The sequence below is a fragment of the Streptomyces sp. NPDC127038 genome, from assembly GCF_042725875.1.
GTDB lineage: Bacteria > Actinomycetota > Actinomycetes > Streptomycetales > Streptomycetaceae > Streptomyces.
Map to the genome: position 1 here is coordinate 1 of NZ_JBHXDQ010000046.1, position 16,118 is coordinate 16,118.

14 protein-coding genes are annotated in these 16,118 nt (G+C 72.3%); 4 read left to right on the top strand and 10 right to left on the bottom strand.

Translation table 11 applies throughout. The features are described from left to right. From ACFWI4_RS27225 to atzF, 4 genes are all read left to right on the top strand, one after another. The coding region (locus ACFWI4_RS27225) for a DUF1989 domain-containing protein (RefSeq protein ID WP_387201100.1) at nt 1-455 on the top strand (455 nt) is incomplete at its 5' end. Continuing rightward, nucleotides 452-1,051: an urea amidolyase associated protein UAAP2 gene (locus ACFWI4_RS27230; RefSeq protein WP_385403707.1), complete on the top strand. Its 600-nt coding sequence runs from the start codon at nt 452-454 to the stop codon at nt 1,049-1,051. The genes ACFWI4_RS27225 and ACFWI4_RS27230, both read left to right, overlap by 4 nt. Then, the gene (locus ACFWI4_RS27235) at nt 1,048-4,575 is read left to right on the top strand and encodes a 5-oxoprolinase/urea amidolyase family protein (protein ID WP_387201104.1); all 3,528 of its coding nucleotides are present in this window, start codon (nt 1,048-1,050) and stop codon (nt 4,573-4,575) included. The genes ACFWI4_RS27230 and ACFWI4_RS27235 overlap by 4 nt, the downstream gene beginning before the upstream one ends. 201 nt (nt 4,576-4,776) lie before the next feature. Beyond that, a complete protein-coding gene (atzF, locus tag ACFWI4_RS27240; protein ID WP_387201107.1) occupies nt 4,777-6,429 on the top strand; it encodes an allophanate hydrolase in 1,653 nt (550 codons plus the stop codon). 115 nt (nt 6,430-6,544) lie between these two features. Here the strand turns inward: atzF and ACFWI4_RS27245 are convergent, their stop codons facing one another. From ACFWI4_RS27245 to ACFWI4_RS27290, 10 genes are all read right to left on the bottom strand, one after another. Next, nucleotides 6,545-9,406 (bottom strand): DEAD/DEAH box helicase, encoded by a 2,862-nt coding sequence (locus ACFWI4_RS27245; protein WP_387201110.1) that lies wholly within the window; start codon nt 9,404-9,406, stop codon nt 6,545-6,547. 40 nt (nt 9,407-9,446) lie between these two features. After that, nucleotides 9,447-10,337 (bottom strand): diacylglycerol kinase, encoded by an 891-nt coding sequence (locus tag ACFWI4_RS27250; protein WP_385403716.1) that lies wholly within the window; start codon nt 10,335-10,337, stop codon nt 9,447-9,449. A gap of 29 nt (nt 10,338-10,366) precedes the next feature. Next, a complete protein-coding gene (gene tatC / locus ACFWI4_RS27255; protein WP_387201113.1) occupies nt 10,367-11,311 on the bottom strand; it encodes a twin-arginine translocase subunit TatC in 945 nt (314 codons plus the stop codon). Between the two features lie 47 nt (nt 11,312-11,358). Beyond that, the gene (gene tatA / locus ACFWI4_RS27260; protein WP_385403720.1) at nt 11,359-11,649 is read right to left on the bottom strand and encodes a Sec-independent protein translocase subunit TatA; all 291 of its coding nucleotides are present in this window, start codon (nt 11,647-11,649) and stop codon (nt 11,359-11,361) included. A gap of 234 nt (nt 11,650-11,883) precedes the next feature. Beyond that, entirely contained in the window at nt 11,884-12,078 is a 195-nt protein-coding gene (locus ACFWI4_RS27265) for a hypothetical protein (protein WP_385403723.1), read from the bottom strand. Nucleotides 12,079-12,088: 10 nt separating this feature from the next. Next, nucleotides 12,089-12,349, bottom strand: coding sequence for a hypothetical protein (locus ACFWI4_RS27270; RefSeq protein WP_103553753.1), 261 nt, complete (start codon nt 12,347-12,349; stop codon nt 12,089-12,091). 143 nt (nt 12,350-12,492) lie between these two features. Next, complete coding sequence (locus ACFWI4_RS27275; protein ID WP_387201117.1) at nt 12,493-13,518, bottom strand: helix-turn-helix transcriptional regulator; 1,026 nt, start codon at nt 13,516-13,518, stop codon at nt 12,493-12,495. A gap of 16 nt (nt 13,519-13,534) precedes the next feature. After that, a complete protein-coding gene (locus ACFWI4_RS27280; protein WP_387201120.1) occupies nt 13,535-14,488 on the bottom strand; it encodes a helix-turn-helix transcriptional regulator in 954 nt (317 codons plus the stop codon). Between the two features lie 133 nt (nt 14,489-14,621). Next, the gene (locus ACFWI4_RS27285; protein WP_385403729.1) at nt 14,622-14,993 is read right to left on the bottom strand and encodes an FKBP-type peptidyl-prolyl cis-trans isomerase; all 372 of its coding nucleotides are present in this window, start codon (nt 14,991-14,993) and stop codon (nt 14,622-14,624) included. Between the two features lie 60 nt (nt 14,994-15,053). Next, entirely contained in the window at nt 15,054-16,061 is a 1,008-nt protein-coding gene (locus tag ACFWI4_RS27290) for an FKBP-type peptidyl-prolyl cis-trans isomerase (protein ID WP_387201123.1), read from the bottom strand. Between the last annotated feature and the right edge of the window lie 57 nt (nt 16,062-16,118).

Sequence of the window (16,118 nt, forward strand, 5' to 3'; positions counted from 1 at the left end):
CCTCCGGACGGCACGACGCCCTGTGCGGCACCTCCACCCTCGTACGCAACACCGACCGCTACGGGGACGGGACCCCGCAGTCCGCGTCCCCGGCCGGCCGGGAGCTGTTCAAGCTGGCCGCCGCCAAGAACGGCCTCGCACCCCGCGACCTGCCGCCCTCGCTCTCCTTCTTCCAGGGCGTGGAGATCACCGAGGACGGCGCTCCGCTCTTCACGGGCTCGGCCGGACCCGGCGCCGCGGTGACCCTGCGCGCCGAGCAGGACCTCACCGTGCTGCTCGCCAACGTGCCCCACCCCGCCGACCCGCGCCCCGCCTACACGAGCACCCCGCTGGAGGTGCTGGCCTGGCGCGCCCGGCCGACCGCGGCCGGCGACCCGCTGTGGGAGGCCACACCCGAAGGCCGCCGCGCCTTCCTCAACACCGCCGAATTCCTTGCCACGAGGGGGCTCGCATGACGCACGTCACCGTCCCGGCCCGGGCCGCCTGGTCCGCCGTCGTCCGCGCCGGCCAGACGCTCACCGTCACCGACCTGCACGGCAACCAGGCCGTCGACTTCCTGGTGTACGACGCCGCCGACACCGCCGTCCGCTACAGCGCCCCCGACACGATCCAGGCCCAGGGGAACATCTTCCTGACCACGGGAAGCGTGCTGATGTCCAACGAGCACACCCCGCTGATGACGGTCGTCGCGGACGAGGTCGGCCGTCACGACACGGTCGGCGGCGCCTGCTCCAAGGAGTCCAACACCCTGCGCTACGGCCACCACACCTGGTCCCAGCACGCCTGCGTGGACAACTTCCTGGCCGAGGGCGCCCGTCACGGCCTCGGCAAGCGCGATCTCGTGTCGAACATCAACTGGTACATGAACGTGCCGGTCGAGAAGGACGGCACCCTCGGCATCGTCGACGGCATCTCCGCCCCCGGCCTCACCCTGACCCTGCGCGCCGAACGCGATGTGATCGTGCTGGTCTCCAACTGCCCCCAGACCAACAACCCGTGCAACGGCTTCGAGCCGACGGCGGTCGCCATGACGATCGGGGACCCCGCATGAGCTTCGACACCCTCCTGGTCGCCAACCGCGGCGAGATCGCCGTCCGCATCATCCGCACGGCCCGCGAACTGGGCCTGCGCACCGTCGCCGTGTACTCCGACGCCGACCGGGCCGCGCCCCACGTCCGGCTCGCCGACGAGGCCGTACGGCTCGGCCCGGCCCCCGCCAAGGAGTCCTACCTCGACGCCGACCTCGTCCTGAAGGCCGCCAAGGACACCGGAGCCGGGGCCGTCCACCCCGGATACGGCTTCCTGTCCGAGGACGCGGCCTTCGCCCGGCGCTGCGAGGACGCCGGGATCGTCTTCGTCGGGCCGACACCGGAGCAGCTGGAGCTGTTCGGCGCCAAGCACACGGCGCGAGCGGCGGCCGAGGCCGCAGGCGTCCCGCTGGCACCCGGCACCGGGCTGCTCCCCGGTCTCCCCGAGGCCCTGGATGCGGCCGGCCGCATCGGCTACCCCGTCATGCTCAAGGCCACCGGCGGTGGCGGCGGCATCGGCATGTCGGCCTGCCGGTCCGCCGCCGAACTGACCGACGCCTGGGACCGGGTGCAGCGGGTCGCCGCCGCCTCCTTCTCCTCCGCCGGGGTCTTCCTTGAACGCCTGGTCGAACACGCCCGCCATGTCGAGGTCCAGGTCTTCGGCGACGGCCGGGGCCGGGTCGTCACCTTCGGCGACCGCGACTGCTCGCTCCAGCGCCGCAACCAGAAGGTCCTGGAGGAGGCGCCCGCCCCCGGCCTGCCCGCCCGGGTGCGCGAACGGCTCGCCTCCGCCGCGCGCGACCTGTGCGCCTCCGTCGGCTACCGCTCCGCCGGGACCGTCGAGTTCGTCTACGACGCCGCCCGCGAGGAGGCGTACTTCCTGGAGGTCAACACCCGCCTCCAGGTGGAACACCCGGTCACCGAGGAGATCTACGGCGTCGACCTGGTCGCCTGGATGCTGCGCCTGGCCCGGGGCGAGTCCGAGGTCGTCCGGGAACCGGGGGAACCCCGGGGGCACGCCGTCGAGGCACGCGTCTACGCCGAGGACCCCTCCCGCGAACACCGGCCCAGCGCCGGCCTGTTGACGCGGGTCGCGTTCCCCGCCGGGGTCCGCGTCGACGGCTGGGTCGAGACGGGCACCGAGGTGACCACCTCGTACGACCCGATGCTCGCGAAGGTCGTCGCCCACGGGGCCGACCGGGCCGAGGCCCTGGAACGCCTCGACGAGGCACTCGCCGCGACCCGGATCGACGGGATCGAGACCAACCTCGGCCTCGTGCGGGCCGCGCTCGCCGAACCCTCCTTCCGCGGCGCGGAGCACTCGACGGCCACCCTGGCCGGCGTCGCCGATCCCACCCCGCGGGTCGAGGTCGTCTCGGGCGGCACGCTCACCACCGTGCAGGACTGGCCGGGGCGCAGGGGCTACTGGCAGGTCGGGGTACCGCCGTGCGGCCCGATGGACGACCTCTCCTTCCGGCTCGGCAACCGCGCGCTCGGCAACCCCGAGGGCGCGCCGGGACTCGAATGCACCCTCCAGGGACCGGCGTTGAGGTTCACCCACGCCACGACGGTCTGCGTCACCGGCGCTCCCGCACCGGTCACCGTGGACGGGTCCGCCGTCCGGCAGTGGGAGCCGCTGACCCTGCCGGCCGGTGCCGTGCTGGAGGTCGGGGCACCCTCCGGGCACGGGCTGCGCACCTACGTCCTGTTCGCGGGCGGCGGACTGGACGTGCCCGCCTTCCTCGGCAGCGCCGCCACGTTCACGCTCGGCCGGTTCGGCGGGCACGGCGGCCGCACCCTGCGCACCGGTGACGTCCTGCACGGCGGCACGGTCACGGAGTCCGGGACGCCCGTGCCCGCCGCGGACCGCCCCGCCCTCACGGCCGAGTGGCACGTCGGCGCCCTCGAAGGACCGCACGCGGCACCGGAGTTCTTCACCGAGGACGACATCCACGACTTCTACGCCGCCGACTGGAAGGTCCACTTCAACTCGGCCCGCACCGGAGTGCGGCTCGTGGGACCCAAGCCCCGCTGGGCCCGCACCGACGGCGGCGAGGCCGGCCTGCACCCCTCGAACATCCACGACACCCCGTACTCGGTCGGCGCCGTCGACTACACGGGTGACATGCCGGTGCTCCTCGGCCCGGACGGCCCCTCCCTCGGCGGCTTCGTCTGCCCCGCGACCGTCGTGAGCACCGAACGCTGGAAGCTCGGCCAGCTCCGCCCCGGCGACACCGTGCGCTTCGTGCCGCTCGCCGACGACGGCTCCGCGCGGCCCGAGATCGCCGACGGCGGGATCCTCGCCCGGGACGGCGACGTGACGTACCGGCGCAGCGGCGACGACAACCTGCTCGTCGAGTTCGGGCCCATGCAACTGGACCTCGCCCTGCGCATGCGGGTCCACGCCCTGATGGAGGCGGTGGCGGCCGCGGGGCTCGACGGCGTCACGGACCTGACCCCGGGCATCCGCTCGCTCCAGATCCAGACGGACCCGGGCCGGCTCCCCCAGCGCGAACTCCTGGACACCGTGCGGCGCACGGTCCGCGCCCTGCCCCCGACCGACCGGCTCGTCGTCCCCTCCCGCACCGTCCATCTCCCGCTGTCCTGGGACGACCCCGCCACCCGCGAGGCCATCGCCCGCTACATGGCCGGGGTCCGCGACGACGCCCCCTGGTGCCCGTGGAACATCGAGTTCATCCGCCGCGTCAACGGCCTGGACTCGGTGGACGACGTGTACCGCACGGTCTTCGACGCGGAGTACCTGGTCCTCGGCCTCGGCGACGTCTATCTGGGCGCGCCGGTCGCCACCCCGCTCGACCCGCGGCACCGCCTGGTCACCACGAAGTACAACCCGGCCCGTACCTGGACCGCGGAGAACTCGGTCGGGATCGGCGGCGCCTACCTCTGCGTCTACGGCATGGAGGGCCCCGGCGGCTACCAGTTCGTGGGCCGTACGACCCAGGTGTGGTCCGCGTGGCAGCAGCGCGGCGCGTTCGAGCCGGGCTCGCCCTGGCTGCTGCGCTTCTTCGACCGGATCAAGTGGTACCCGGTGGAGGCGGACGAACTGCTGGAGCTGCGGGCCGACATCGTCTCCGGCCGCTTCGTGCCACGCGTCGAGGAGGGCACCTTCTCGCTCGCCGCGTACGAGGCCTTCCTCGCCGAGAACGCCGCCTCCATAGCGGAGTTCCGGTCCCGGCAGGGCGGGGCGTTCTCGGCCGAACGGGACGCCTGGGAGGCGGCGGGCGAGTTCGCCCGCGCCGAGGCGGCGGCCGCCCCGCCGGCCCCGCCCGTCGAGGTGCGCGTCCCCGAGGGCGGCCGGCTCGTCGAGGCCGAGTTCGCGGCCTCGGTGTGGCAGCTGAACGTGGCACCGGGCGAACGGGTCACGGCGGGGCAGCCGCTGCTCGCCCTGGAGGCGATGAAGATGGAGTCCCGTGTCCCCGCCCCGATCGACGGCGTGGTCCGGCAGATCCTCACCCGCCCCGGCGACCATGTGGAGGCGGGCACGGCCCTGCTCGTCCTCGCACCCCCGGAACTCCCGGCACCCTGACGCCCTCCACCCGATCCGCCCGCACCCGGACCGGCTCCCACCGGTCCGGGCACGGCGCCCGGCCTCGACCACCACCGCACCGGCCATTTCGGTCCGGCCTGGACCCCGTCCTCGCGCCGGTCTCCGGCCGCTCCACCCCCGTCCACGGCCCCCGCTCGCCCCCTCTCCGCCCGCGCACCACCTCCGTCACGAGGAGCCCCGATGTCCGCCCTCACCCGAGTCCGTCTGGCGTACGCCCGCATCGAGGCCGTGGACCGTCCCGAGATCTGGATCGGCCTGCGTCCCCAGGAGGAGGCCGAGGGCGAGGCCCGTGCCGTCGACGAACGGGTCGCCGCCGGCGAGCGCCTCCCGCTCGCCGGGCGGCTCCTCGCCGTCAAGGGCAACATCGACGTGGCCGGGCTGCCCACCACCGCCGGCTGCCCGGACTACGCCTACACTCCGCGGGCCGACGCCCCCGCCGTCGCCCGGCTCCGCGCGGCCGGAGCCGTCGTGCTCGGCACCACCAACCTCGACCAGTTCGCCACCGGCCTCGTCGGCACCCGGTCCCCCTACGGCGCCGTGCGCAACGCCCTGGACCCGGAGCGGATCAGCGGCGGCTCCAGCTCGGGATCGGCCGTGGCGGTCGCCCTCGGCATCGCGGACCTGGCCCTCGGCACCGACACCGCAGGGTCCGGCCGCGTCCCCGCCGCGTTCAACGGCATCGTCGGCCTCAAGCCGACCCGCGGACTGGTGCCCACCACCGGCGTCGTCCCGGCCTGCGCCTCCCTGGACTGCGTCACCGTCTTCGCCCGCACCCTCCCGGAGGCCGAGCAGGCCCTCGCCCACCTCACCTCCCCCTCCGCACGCGAACTGCCGCCCCTGACACAGCGAGCGCCCGCCCCCTGGCGCGTGGCCGTCGCGCCGACGGCACAGCTCGGCGAACTGGACGAGGGCTGGGCACAGGCCTACGAGGAGGCGGTGGACCGGCTCGCCGCGTCAGGGGCCGAGGTGCGCACCCTCGACCTCACCCCGTTCACCGAGGCCGCCGCGATGCTCTACGAGGGCGCCTTCGTCGCCGAGCGCTACACCGCGGTCGGGAGCTTTGTCGACAAGCAGACCGCGGAGGGAGGTGCCGGGCTCGACCCGACCGTCGCCGGGATCATCACCCGCGCCCGGGACGTCCCCGCCCACCGGCTGTACGCCGACCAGGAGCGGCTGGCCGGACTGCGCGCCCGGGCGCTCGCCGAACTGGGCGACGCCGACGCGCTGCTGCTGCCCACCACGCCCGGGCATCCCACGCTCGCCGAGGTCGCCGCCGATCCGCTCGGCGCCAACGCCCGGCTGGGCCGCTTCACCAACTCCACGAACCTCTTCGACCTGGCGGCGGTCGCCGTACCGGCCGGCCTGACACCGGCGGGGCTTCCCTTCGGGGTGATGCTGATCGGGCCCGCCTTCACCGACGAGCGGCTCTCCCGCATCGCCCGCTCGCTGGAGCCCGGGACCCGTCTGGCCGTGGTCGGGGCGCATCTGTCGGGCCAGCCGCTCAACCCCCAGCTGCTCTCCCTGGGCGCCCGGCTCGACCGTACGACCACGACCGCCGCCGTCTACCGCCTGCACGTCCTGGACACCAGCCCGCCGAAGCCGGGACTCGTCCATGTCGGCGCGGGCGGCGCGGCCGTCGAGGCCGAGGTGTGGAGCCTGCCCGCGGACGGCCTCGGGCGGCTGCTGGCGGCGCTCCCCCGGCCGATGGCCCTGGGCAGTGTCGAACTGGCCGACGGCACCCGGGTGCCCGGCTTCCTGTGCGAACCCGGCGCGGCGGCCGGAGCGCCCGACATCACCTCGTACGGGGGCTGGCGCGCGTATCTCGGCCGCTGAAACGAGTGCGGCCGGTGGTGCGCCCCTCCCCGGGCGGGGAGACGCACGCCACCGGCCGCACCGGTCCGGCTCCGCGAGCGCGGGGCCGGCCACAATCCGTCGGCCTCGGCCGGCCTCAGCCGACCGAGGAGTAGGCCACCACTCCGCGCAGCAGGGCGTCGACCGCCTTGCGGGCGTTCTTCGCGACCGTCGACCTCTCGCCGCCCGAGACGGGCGCGGCGGCGGCGATCTGGCCGAGGACGTCGATGACCTGCTTGCACCAGCGCACGAAGTCGCCGGCGGGCATCTCGGCCTCGCGCAGCACCTCGTCCAGGCCCTTGCCCGAGGCCCACTCGTGGGCGGCCCAGGCGAAGCCGAGGTCCGGCTCGCGCTGGCCCACGCCCTCCGTCTGGTTGATCCGGAAGTCCTCCTCCAGCGCGTCCAGCCGGCCCCAGATCCGGACCATCTCGCCGAGCGCCGCCTTGGCCTTGCCCGACGGCACCTTGGGCGCCATCGCGTCGTCGGCGACCCGGGACTCGTACACCAACGCCGAGACGCAGGCCGCCAGTTCGGCCGGGGAGAGCCCGTCCCAGACGCCGGCCCGCAGACATTCGCTGGCCAGCAGGTCGAGTTCGCCGTAGAGCCGGGCGAGCCGCTTGCCGTGCTCGGTGACCTCGTCGGCCCGCAGATAGTCCAGCTCGGTGAGGAGGGCCACGATCCGGTCGAAGGTGCGGGCGATGGTGTTCGTCCGGCCCTCGATCCGGCGCTCCAGCTGCGTGGTGTCCCGTTGCAGCCGGTGGTAGCGCTCGGCCCAACGCGCGTGGTCCTCGCGGTCGTTGCATCCGTGGCAGGGGTGCGCGCGGATCTCCGTGCGCAGCCGGGCGATCTCACGGTCGTCGGCGGCCTCGGAGCGCCGCTTGCGGTGCCGGTCCGGGACGATGTGCCCGGCCTTGGTGCGCAGCGCGGACGCGAGGTCCCGGCGGGACTGCGGGGAACGCGGGTTGAAGGACTTGGGGATCCTCATCCGGTCCAGCGCCTCGACCGGCACCGGGAAGTCCATCGAGGCCAGCCGCTTCACCTGGCGTTCGGCGGTCAGCACCAGCGGGCGCGGTCCGTCGTGCTGCTCGAAGCCGCGGTGGCCGTTCGACCGCCCGGCGGGCAGCCCGGGGTCGAGGACCAGCGCCAGCCCCGCGTACTTGCCGGTGGGCACGTGGATCACGTCACCGGGCTTCAGCTTCTCCAGGGCGACGGCCGCCTCGGCGCGGCGCTGCGACATCCCCTGCCGGGCCAACTCGGTCTCGCGGTCCTTCAGTTCGCGGCGCAGCCCCATATAGGCGTCGAAGTCGCCGAGATGGCAGGTCATCGACTCCTTGTAGCCTTCCAGGCCCTCCTCGTTGCGCTGCACCTGCCGGGAGATCCCGACGACCGACTTGTCGGCCTGGAACTGCGCGAAGGAGGTCTCGAGCAGCTCGCGCGAGCGGTGCCGGCCGAACTGCTCGACCAGGTTCACCGCCATGTTGTACGAGGGCTTGAAGCTGGAGCGCAGCGGATAGGTGCGGGTGCCCGCGAGTCCCGCGAGGTGCTCGGGACTGAAGCCGCGCTGCCACAGCACGACCGCGTGGCCCTCGACGTCGATGCCGCGGCGGCCCGCCCGGCCGGTCAGCTGGGTGTACTCGCCGGGCGTGATGTCGGCATGCTGCTCGCCGTTCCACTTGACGAGCTTCTCCAGCACCACGGAGCGGGCGGGCATGTTGATGCCCAGCGCGAGGGTCTCCGTCGCGAAGACGGCCTTGACGAGGCCGCGCACGAAGAGTTCCTCGACGACCTCCTTGAACGTGGGCAGCATGCCCGCGTGGTGGGCCGCGATCCCGCGCTCCAGGCCCTCCAGCCACTCGAAGTAGCCGAGGACGTGCAGGTCCTCGTCCGGGATGGAGGCGGTCCGCTCCTCGACCAGTTCCCGGACCCGGGCCCTCGCCGCGTCGTCGTTCAGCCGCAGCCCCGCGTACAGGCACTGCTGCACGGCGGCCTCGCAGGCCGCGCGGCTGAAGATGAACGTGATGGCGGGCAGCAGTCCTTCGGCGTCGAGCCGCTCGATGACCTCGGGCCGGCCGGGCGTCCAGATCCGCGAGCGCTGTCTGCGCTCACGCTCCCGGTCGGCCTCGCGCATCGCGCGGCCCCGTCTGCGGTCCTGGTACGACGGACGGCTGGCCTCCATGCGCGCCATGCGCGTGAGGTCGGGGTTGACGGCCTTGCGCTGGCCCTCGCCCTCCTCGAAGAGGTCGTACATCCGCCGTCCGGCGAGCACGTGCTGGAACAGCGGGACGGGCCGGTGCTCGGAGACGATCACCTGGGTGTCGCCACGCACGGTGTCCAGCCAGTCGCCGAACTCCTCCGCGTTGGACACGGTCGCCGACAGCGACACCAGGGTCACCGACTCGGGGAGGTGGATGATCACTTCCTCCCAGACGGCGCCGCGGAAGCGGTCGGAGAGGTAGTGCACCTCGTCCATCACCACATAGCCGAGGCCGAGAAGGGTCTGCGAGCCCGCGTACAGCATGTTCCGCAGGACCTCGGTGGTCATGACGACCACCGGGGCCTCGGAGTTGACGCTGTTGTCGCCGGTGAGCAGACCGACCTTGTCCGCGCCGTAGCGGCGGCACAGGTCGGCGTACTTCTGGTTGGAGAGCGCCTTGATCGGCGTGGTGTAGAAGCACTTCTTGCCCTGCTGGAGGGCGAGGTGGACGGCGAACTCGCCGACGATCGTCTTGCCCGAGCCGGTGGGCGCGGCCACCAGCACGCCCTTGCCCGCTTCGAGCGCCTGGCAGGCCTCGATCTGGAAGGGGTCGAGGCCGAAGTCGTACATCTCGCGGAAGGACGCGAGCGCGGTGGCCTGCTCGGCAGCGCGCCTGCGTGCTGCCGCGTACCGCTCGGCCGGTGAGAGGTCCTCTGTCATCGTGCTTTCGAGACTACCGGGAGGCACTGACACAAGGACGATCATTATCCGGATAAGCAGCTGTGAAACCCCGGATCCCCGCAGCTCAGGGAAGTGCGACGCGCACAGCTGCCCGTATGCACTCCGCGGTGAGCGGCAGCGGGCCCAGCGGTTCGCCGTCCGCGTACCCGGTGACGCCCTCCGCGAGGAGCTCGACCCGGGCCGCCCGGTGCACGCTCACCACGGGATGGCCGACGTGGGTGCCCCGGTACACGCGGGGGAAGATCTTGAGCAGCGTCGCGCGGGAGCAGTCCCCGACCACCGTGACGTCGAACAGCCCGTCACCGAGGCTCGCGCCGGGACAGATCCTCATGCCGCCGCCGTAGGAGGACCCGTTGCCGACGGCCACCAGGGTCGCCTCGACGTCCCGGGTCCCGCCGTCGTCCAGCGTGATGCGGTACGGGACGGGCCGGAAGGCGGCCAGTTCGGCGACCATGGCGACGTCGTACTTGAAACGGCCGACGGGCAGGCGCATGCGGTTGCCGCGGTCGTTGACCCGGGAGTCGAACCCGGAGGCGAGGACGGTGCCGAACCAGGTGCCGTTCACCCGGCCCAGGTCCACCTCGCGCAGCCGCTCGCCCCGCAGCGCCTCGGCGATCATCCGGCCCGCCGCCGCGGGGTCGGCCACGGGCAGGCCGAGGGCCCGCGCGAAGTCGTTGCCGGTCCCGGCCGCGACCAGTCCGAAGGGTGTACGGGTCCCGGCGACGGCCTGGAGGGCCAGGTTCGCCATGCCGTCCCCGCCGACCGCGACGAGGGCGCCGGTGCCGCCGGCGACCGCCTCGCGGGCCCGGGCGAGGGCGTCCGCCGCGTCCTCGCCCTGGACGGTGTCGACGGAGAATCCCGCGGCACGCAAAGCGGAAGCGGCCGGCAGCGCCGCTCGGGCGCCCCGGCCGCGGCCCGCGGTGGGGTTGACGATGAGGGTGATCTCGCTGGTCACAGGGTGACCCTACGAGGTCCCGGGCTCCGTCAGGTCACGTCGTCATAACCGTTGACCCGGTCCGGGCCGGCCTGCTCCGGAAGGCTCCGGCTGGCCGTCACGGGCTCGATGGCGCCGATCGCCTCGGGGGTGAGGTCGAGATCGGAGGCCTCGTCGTCACCGGGGCCCTCGGCGTCGCGTCGGGCCCGGCGCCGGTCGTTGAGCAACGCCACGGCGACGGCGATGAAGTACAGCGCCCAGATCGGTGAGGCGAGCGCCAGCATCGTCATCGGGTCGGGGCTGGGCGTGGCCACGGCCGAGAACGCCGTGATGCCGATGATCATGCCGCGCCACCAGCCGAGCATGCGCTTGCCGGACAGCACACCGGTGAGGTTCAGCAGGATCAGCAGCAACGGCATCTCGAAGGCGAGACCGAAGACGACGATCATGCGGGTGATCAGGTCCAGCAGATCGTCCAGCGGCAGCAGGTTCTCGGCGCCGCTCGGCGTGAGGTCGATCATGACCTTGGCCGTGGTGGGCAGCACGTGGAACGCGAGGAATCCGCCGGCCAGGAAGAGCGGGAAACCGATGCCGACGAACGCGTACGCGTACTTCTTCTCGGTGCGGTGCAGGCCGGGGGCGACGAACGCCCACAGCTGGTACAGCCAGACCGGGGACGCGAGCACGACACCCGCCGTCAGCGCGACCTTCAGGGCCAGCGTGAACGGCGCCAGCAGGCCGCTGACCGTGAGATGCGCGCAGTGCGTGTTCTTGGCCTTCGTCAGCTCGCCGAAGGACTGGTGACAGCCGATCTCTGCGAGCATCGGCTTGGTGATGACATCGATGATGTCCCTGTAGAAGAAGGCCGCGACGATCGTGACAACGAGGATCGCCAGGACACCCTTCGCGAGCCGGTTGCGCAGCTCACGCAAGTGATCCGCGAGGGGCATCCGGCCCTCGGGATCCCTCTCCTCTTTGCGGGCGGACTTGAGCAACCCACATCCTCATCTCGTGCAACGGACCGGATGGCCCGGTCCTCGCGTCAGCGCTGGGTCGTGTCCGTGGTCTCGTTGACCGGGCGTGAGCTGGTCACGTCCCCGGGAGAGGCCTGGATCGTACGCTGGGCGGGAGTGGGCTCGTCGGCGGACTCGGCGGGGGTGGAGGTGGTGGGCTGCTTGCCCTCCTCCTTCATCGCCTTGGCCTCGCTCTTGAGGATGCGGGCGGACTTGCCGAGCGAGCGCGCCATGTCCGGCAGCTTCTTCGAGCCGAAGACGAGGACGATCACGACAACGAGGATCAGCAGGTGCCACGGCTCAAGTCCGTTGCGGAACATAAGTCTTTACCTTCTCACCGAGGCTGCATGGTCAGGGTGCTGTCCGATCGACCGGACATGTGTCCGATCATCGCGTTGTCAGCGATCGTAACGCTCATGGGTGAACGCGGGGCAATCCCCGTGCGTACGCCCAGTTCGCGGCCCGCGCCTCATTCTCCGGGCCCTGACCCTGAGCGTACCTGGCCAAGGCACGAAGTCGACAGGCTGGCGTGACGCATTGCATCCGCGGACGGCTCAGACCGCGTCCATGGATCGCGCGGCCCCGGCCGCGGCCCTCTCCAGGTCCTCCGAGGCGGCACCGACCCGGCGCGCCGAGTCGGCCACCTGCCTCCCCAGACGCTCCGCCTCGACGAAGACACGGACGGCGAGAACGCCGAGAACCGTGATTCCCAGGAAACCCGCGGCGATCGCAAACATCGGCCAGAACATGACCACGACCCTAGAGGGTGGAGTGGAGCCGCAGCGTGCGGACCCCGCCCCCGGTGAGAAGTTCCACGATGCGTTCGCCCGCGGGCTTGCGGACGGCCGACCCGCACGCGGGGCAGGTGAACGAGTAGAACGTGGTGCGGCTGCTGGCGCCGATGGCCAGGCGCAGGGCACCGGGGGTGAGCTCGAAACCGGCCCGGCAGTCGGGGCAGGCGGCCTTGAACATCACCTCGACGACGCGGCGCATCCCGGCGAAGGCCGTCCCGACCGACATCTCCGGCCCGCCCGGTGCCGAGGCGGCCCGTCCCGGCGTGCCCGGGGCCGCTCCCCCGCGTCCCTGGGCCCCCGCCCGCCGCACCGCGCCCGCCTTCTCGGGGACACCCGGCCTTCCCTGCGCACCAGACATCGACGACGTCCTCAAAGCCCTTGCTCCCGCCCCTCGTACGGTCTGTCCCGGACGTCCGCGAGCCCCTCCGGCCCGTCGTAGGCGGCGAGCGCCTCACGGGCCGCGGCGCGCGCGCTGTCCGCGAGCGCCTGCGGCGAGACGATCCGGCCGTCACCGCCGAGACGCAGGGCCAGCCGCCGCAGCGAGGCGGGGTCGGGTGTCCGCAAGGTGATACGCAGCCCGCCGTCCGGCAGCTCATCCGCGCTGTCGTGCGGGTAGTACTCGGCGACCCAGCGCCCGCCGGGGCCGACCTCGACGACCACCTCCGGGTCCTCGGCCGCGGGCTGGACGAGCCCCTCGGACAGGTCCCGCAGTTCGATCTCGGGCGGCGCGGACGGCTCGTCGAGGATGCGGATCTCGGCGACCCGGTCGAGCCGGAAGGTGCGGCGCGCCTCCGAGCGGCGGCACCAGGCCTCCACATAGGTGTGACCCACGGTCACCAGACGGATCGGGTCGATCTCGCGCTCGCTGAGCTCGTCGCGCGAGGGCGAGTAGTAGCGGATCCACAGCCGCCGCCGCTCGGAGATCGCCCGGTCCACGTCGGCGAAGACCCCGCCCTCGGACTCGAAGGTCACCGACAGCCGGGAGCTGGCGCCCGCCGCCTCGCCCGACGCGGCCTCCACCTTGGCGGTGGCCCGCAGCAGCGCCTGCCGGTCGCCCTCGCGCAGACCCGGCAGGGTGGACACCGCGCGGGCGGCCACCAGCAGCGCGGTCGCCTCGTCGGCGGCGATCCGCAGCGGCGCGGCGACGTCGTCGGGGTTGTGCCACCAGATCCGGTCGCCGTCGGTGTCGATGTCGAGGAGATCCCCGCCGCGGAAACTCGTCCCGCACAGCGGCAGGACGTCCAGGTCGGAGATCAGTTCGTCCTCGGTGATCCCGAAGGCACGGGCGACGTCCCCGACGCGCGCGCCGGGACGCTCGCGCAGATAGGTCACCAGGGAGAGCATCCGCCGGGTCTGGTCGATCGCGTTCGCGGGCCTGGCCGGTTTTCCTGCCACGTTCTTTCTCTCCCCCTCAGCCCTTGGCCACGGAACGCAGCCGGTCGATCACATCGGCCCGCAGTTCGGCGGGTTCCACGACCACGACGTCCGGCCCGAACTCGACGAGCCAGGCGTCCAGCCCGTGCCCGTACGGAATCTCCAGCTCGTCCCAGCCACCGCCCAGTTCCCGGACGGAGACGGCCTTGGCGCGCAGCGGGTAGCCCGCGCCGGCCCGCAGCCGGATGAGCGCCGAGCGGTCGGTGATCTCCCCCGCCCAGCCGGCCACCGTCTCACGCACGGTGACGACGTCGGGGACCTCGGCGGTGTAGCGGCCCGCACGCGCGCGGACCTTGCCGGTGATCCGGGAGAGCCGGAAGACGCGCTCCGCCCCCCGGTCGCGGTCGAAGCCCGCGAGATACCAGTGGCCGCGCCAGCACTCCAGGGCCCAGGGCTCCACGTGCCGGGTCCCGGGCTGCGCGGCGTTGGCCTTGCGGTAGTCGAAGACGACCGGGCGCCGGTCGCGGCAGGCGAGCATCAGGGGCTCGAAGGCGGCCTCGTGGACGGGGATGTGGGGTTCGAGGGCGCCGTGGGATCCGTAGGGGTCCACGTCCTCGGGCAGGCCCGCGGCGCGCAGCTTCTGGAGCGCGCCGCTCGCGGCGCCCGCCAGCCGGGCCTGCTGCCAGACCTTGGCCGCCAGGCCCAGGGCCGCGGCCTCCTCGGCGTCGAGGGTGATCGGCGGCAGCCGGTTGCTGTCGCGGCGGGCCAGGTAGCCGACCTCGCCGTCGAGGTTCTCCACCGTCTCGATGACCAGGCCGAGTTCACGCAGATCGTCCTTGTCCCGCTCGAACATCCGGTTGAAGCTGTCGTCCGATCCGGCTTCCAGATAGGCCTCGATGGACTCGCGGAGTTCCCGCTTGCTGAGCGGCCGCCGCGTCCCGAGCAGACACAGTGCGAGGTTCATCAGCCGCTCGGCCTTGGCAATGGCCATCGATGCCCTTCCTATGGTGCTTCCGACCGATGACCGTACCGCTCAGAAGTGTCGCGGCAAAAGCCGAGGGCCCATGCCCGGACGGGCATGGGCCTCGGATGATCGGATCCAGGCCGGATCCGGTCCGCCGTGATCAGACCGCGATCAGGTCGACCACGAAGATCAGCGTCTCACCGGGCTTGATCGCCGGGGTGGGGCTCTGGTCGCCGTAGGCGAGGTGGGCGGGGATGGTCAGCTGGCGACGGCCACCGACCTTCATGCCCTGCACGCCACGGTCCCAGCCCTTGATGACACGGCCGCCGCCGAGCGGGAACTTGAACGGGGCGCCCCGGTTCCAGCTCGCGTCGAACTCCTCACCCGTGCTGAACGACACACCCACGTAGTGCACCGTGACGTTCTGGCCCGCCTCGGCCACGGCGCCGTCACCCTCCCAGAGGTCCTTGATCTCAAGGTCCGCCGGCGGCTCGCCCTCGGGGAAATCGATCTCGGGCTTCTCGATGCTCACGTCTTTGCTCCTGCTTGTGTACGTAAGGACAACACGGACAGTCTTGCATCCCCGGAGGGGTTACATCTTCGCCAGGATGTCGACCGAGAAGACGAGGGTGGAGTCCTTCTTGATACCGCTGCCGGCCGGCGGGTTGTCGGCGTAGCCCAGCGCCGGCGGGATGACGATCAGGACGCGGCTGCCGACCTTCTTGCCCGTCAGCCCCTGCGCCCAGCCCTTGACGACCTGCTGCAGGGAGAACGAGGTCAGCTGACCCCGCTTGTACGTGGAGTCGAACTCCTTGCCGCTGTCCCACAGCACACCCTCGTACTGCACCAGGACCGTGCTGTCCGCCTTGACCTCGGGACCGTCGCCCTCGATCACGTAGTTCGCCACGAGCTTCGTCGGAGCGGTCTTCTTCGGCACCGTGATCTTGGGAGCCGAGCCGTCCGTGTTCGTGCCGACCGTCGGCAGCGAGGAGTCCTTCTGCGGGACGTCCTTGCCCTTCGCGGAGCTCTTGGCGTTGAACGTGTCCTGGATGTCCACCACGAACACCAGCGTGTCGGTGCCCTTGATGCCCGCCTGCGCGTTGCCCGACGAGCCGTAGCCCCAGGTCGGGGGGACCGACATCTCCACACGGCTGCCGGCCTTCTTGCCGATCAGACCGTAGCGCCAGCCGTCGATGATCCCGCCCTGGGCCAGCTGGATCACCAGCGGCGTGCCCCGGTCGTAGGAGTTGTCGAAGACCTTCGCCGTGGACCAGATCTGCCCCAGGTAGTTGGCCTGGATGTAGTCGTTCTCCGCGACCGTCGTGCCGTTGCCCGCGATCACCGTGCGGACCGCCAGGTCCTTCGACGGCTCCCCCGGACCCTTGGCCACGGTCGGCTTCTCACCGAACTTCGTGCCGGCGGTGATCGCCGGCAGCGGACCGTCGACGATCTTCGGCGGGGGCGGCGCGGAAGCCGCGGCCGAGGCCGAGGGCGACGGGCTGCTGCTGGACTTCGCCGTGTCTGACTTGCCGTCGTCACCGCATCCGGCGAGTGTGACCAGTCCAGCGGGTACGGAGAGAAGGAGTGAGCGTCGGCGCACGGTGGGAGCCTCGTATCGGTCGATCTTGGTTGATGGCGTGCGCGCAACTCTACGACG

What these genes read in the sequence shown, in the direction of transcription:
- ACFWI4_RS27265 (WP_385403723.1), bottom strand. Translation starts at nt 12,078, where the DNA reads ATGTTCTGGCCGATGTTTGCGATCGCCGCGGGTTTCCTGGGAATCACG.
- ACFWI4_RS27235 (WP_387201104.1), top strand. Translation starts at nt 1,048, where the DNA reads ATGAGCTTCGACACCCTCCTGGTCGCCAACCGCGGCGAGATCGCCGTC.
- ACFWI4_RS27230 (WP_385403707.1), top strand. Translation starts at nt 452, where the DNA reads ATGACGCACGTCACCGTCCCGGCCCGGGCCGCCTGGTCCGCCGTCGTC.
- tatA (WP_385403720.1), bottom strand. Translation starts at nt 11,649, where the DNA reads ATGTTCCGCAACGGACTTGAGCCGTGGCACCTGCTGATCCTCGTTGTC.
- ACFWI4_RS27280 (WP_387201120.1), bottom strand. Translation starts at nt 14,488, where the DNA reads ATGGCCATTGCCAAGGCCGAGCGGCTGATGAACCTCGCACTGTGTCTG.
- ACFWI4_RS27270 (WP_103553753.1), bottom strand. Translation starts at nt 12,349, where the DNA reads ATGTCGGTCGGGACGGCCTTCGCCGGGATGCGCCGCGTCGTCGAGGTG.
- atzF (WP_387201107.1), top strand. Translation starts at nt 4,777, where the DNA reads ATGTCCGCCCTCACCCGAGTCCGTCTGGCGTACGCCCGCATCGAGGCC.
- ACFWI4_RS27245 (WP_387201110.1), bottom strand. Translation starts at nt 9,406, where the DNA reads ATGATCGTCCTTGTGTCAGTGCCTCCCGGTAGTCTCGAAAGCACGATG.